The sequence below is a fragment of the Chitinimonas sp. genome, assembly GCF_041904975.1.
Lineage (GTDB): Bacteria > Pseudomonadota > Gammaproteobacteria > Burkholderiales > Chitinimonadaceae > Chitinimonas.
Genome location: NZ_JAYRLZ010000296.1, coordinates 1 through 1,962, shown reverse-complemented (window position 1 = coordinate 1,962; position 1,962 = coordinate 1). Strand labels below are relative to the sequence as shown.

Below are 1,962 nucleotides of genomic sequence, written 5' to 3'. Positions count from 1 at the left end.
ATCGCGGAGAACTTCTCTTCTCGCTTCGCATTGCTTGTAACCAAGCTTGGCAATCAGCTGCACATGCCGGCAACGGCCTGCACCGAACGCGACACGGTTGTACAAGTGAAGAAGTTCCTTCGTACAGCCTAAATAAAGTTTGACTAAACTTTTTTCACATCTTTGGCTGAATTTAGCTTGATTTAAAATCAAGCTGTGTTTAATCTGTCATCACGCTCCAACAAGGAAACGTGATGACTACTGCCACCCCTCAAGCGCGCTTCTCCGCAAGCCGGCACAGCGACACAACTGCTGCTGCGGTCCAAAACATCGCCCACCACCTCAGCTGCGTTATTGATGAGCTCCACCAGCTCGATATCACAGCAACTCGCCAAAACGCCGGCCGCGACCTCGCTCGCCTGATTGACGAAGGCGCGCTCATTGGCGACCCGGCGCGGCTCGAAGAGCTGGGCGTCGCCTCCCTCGACATTGACCGCATCGTCGATATCGCCCTGGGGAGGATCGGCAATTGAACTACTCCCAGAACCCCTATCGCGTAACCCGTCATTGCGGCGGCTGTGGCTCCGTGCAGCCTGTTGGCGGTGGTCGATGGATCGACACGATTGGCGGCTACGTCAGCGTCTGGCGCTGCGCAGAGTGCTTGGCTCGCGGCCATGGCAACTGAGGCACGCGGCCATGACCCATTCGCAACGATCCATGCTGAGTTTGCCCGGCTCCGCGCTGAGCGGATCGCTCAAATCGCCAAGCAGCATTGCCGCCGATTTACCGACGAGCAGCGAGCCGAAGCCCGCGAGATCGAACGCCGCATCGAACGGCTTTGCACAGAGCTGCGTAACACCGAGCGCCGAATGCTGGAAAACCAGTTACAAGGCCCGCCGCGCCCGGTCAGCCGGCAGTCACGTAGCGCCAACAGCCTCCGTCACGACACCTACGGAACCTGAGGCACGCCGAGCTTGGCGCGTCGCATGGCGCACCGTTCGAGAAGATCGAGGCGCGGTGCTGGCGGGCGACACCAGACCGCAGAGCCAGGTACTTACCCATGCGGCTCTTGCCCTGATAGAGCGCGAAAGCCCGGCACCCCGCCCGCAGCGCCGCAATACCCGAATTCAGTTCTAACCGTTGGAGAGACAAATGAATACCTCCCTGTACGTTTTAGCCAAGGAATACCAAGAGGCCGCTGCAAAGCTAGCCGACCTTGACCTGCCAGATCAGGTGATTGCCGACACCCTTGAAGGGCTGGCCGGTGAAGTCGAAGTGAAGGCGACCAACGTCGCTATGTTTATCCGAAATCTCGAAGCCACAGCCGATGCGATCAAGACTGCTGAAAAGCAAATGGCTGAGCGTCGCCGTGCCATCGAGGGGCGCATTGACCGCATGAGCGACTACCTCAAGGGCGCCATGCTGGCCACCGGCATCAGCAAGATCGAATGCCCCTATTTCAAGCTGGCCATCCGCGATAACCCGGCGAGCGTGGTGATTGATGCGGCCAGCCAGATTCCGGCCGAGTTCATGCGCACGCCTGAGCCGCCACCAGCTCAGCCAGACAAAAAGCTGATCGCCGAAGCATTCAAGGCCGGCCGCGAAGTGCCTGGCTGTCACATGGCGCGTGGTCAGCGCTTGGAAATCAAGTAAGGGGCCTGCCATGACCATTTTGACCGCAGTCGTAGAGCAGCTGTATGCGCGGGCCTTTGGCCCGAACGTGGCGCGCGATCCGCGCAGCCGCCAATACCGTGAAGGCGTCCACGCGGCGCTGAGCAACCGCATTGCCGCCGCCCCGTTTGCTCCGCCTTACAGCATGGGTACGGTAGATGCCGATGCGTGGTTTGCCGGCTGGGACGAGGGCGTTCGCCTGTCGCGCGAATACGGCGGCGAGGTGCCGGCATGAGCATCGCCACCATCATCCTGGGCGAGAGCGGCACGGGCAAAAGCTACAGCATGCGCAATCCCAAGCCGGCTGAAACG

4 protein-coding genes are annotated in these 1,962 nt (G+C 60.3%); all 4 read left to right on the top strand.

All coding sequences use genetic code 11. The features are described from left to right. Positions 1-233: 233 nt before the first annotated feature. On the top strand, positions 234-512 hold the full coding sequence (locus ACE3OH_RS19290; RefSeq protein WP_374357018.1) for a hypothetical protein: 279 nt from the start codon (positions 234-236) through the stop codon (positions 510-512). Between the two features lie 141 nt (positions 513-653). Then, positions 654-941 (top strand): hypothetical protein, encoded by a 288-nt coding sequence (locus ACE3OH_RS19285; RefSeq protein ID WP_374357016.1) that lies wholly within the window; start codon positions 654-656, stop codon positions 939-941. Between the two features lie 190 nt (positions 942-1,131). Next, the gene (locus ACE3OH_RS19280; RefSeq protein ID WP_374357013.1) at positions 1,132-1,632 is read left to right on the top strand and encodes a siphovirus Gp157 family protein; all 501 of its coding nucleotides are present in this window, start codon (positions 1,132-1,134) and stop codon (positions 1,630-1,632) included. A 10-nt stretch (positions 1,633-1,642) separates the two neighbouring features. After that, entirely contained in the window at positions 1,643-1,885 is a 243-nt protein-coding gene (locus ACE3OH_RS19275) for a hypothetical protein (RefSeq protein ID WP_374357011.1), read from the top strand. The last annotated feature ends 77 nt before the right edge of the window (positions 1,886-1,962 follow it).